The 628-nt window shown below is 49.4% G+C and carries 1 protein-coding gene; it reads left to right on the forward strand.

Annotated elements, in window-relative coordinates; genetic code table 11:
* Positions 1 to 628 (forward strand): thiamine pyrophosphate-dependent enzyme (locus R7R78_RS27340; RefSeq protein WP_263856334.1); only part of this gene is annotated, 628 nt, incomplete at both ends.

Here is a 628-nt window from a genome sequence, read left to right on the forward strand (position 1 = left end):
CGTCTTGAGTCTGTCGTAGGCCAGCCATCATTCAACCAAGATGAAAAACGCACGTTCCTTGAAGAGTTGACTGCAGCGGAAGGCCTTGAGCGTTATTTAGGCGCAAAATTCCCTGGTGCGAAGCGATTCTCTCTAGAAGGTGGTGATGCGCTTATCCCAATGACGAAAGAACTGATTCGTCATGCGGGTAAGAGTGGCATGCGTGAAGTGGTTATTGGTATGGCTCACCGTGGTCGTTTGAACATGCTGGTGAACGTACTGGGTAAGAAACCACAAGATCTATTTGATGAGTTCGCGGGTAAGCACGATGAAACGTGGGGTACCGGTGACGTTAAATACCACCAAGGTTTCTCTGCAGACTTCGCAACTCCTGGTGGCGATGTTCACTTAGCGCTTGCGTTTAACCCATCTCACTTAGAAATCGTAAACCCAGTGGTTATCGGTTCAGTGCGTGCACGTCAAGACCGTTTGGGTGACAACCACGGCAGCAAAGTTCTTCCTATCACTATTCATGGTGACTCTGCGATTGCTGGCCAAGGTGTAGTGGCTGAAACGTTCAACATGTCACTTGCTCGTGGTTTCTGCGTTGGCGGTACGGTTCGTATTGTTGTAAACAACCAGGTTGGCT

It is taken from the genome of Vibrio sp. 2134-1 (assembly GCF_033339495.1).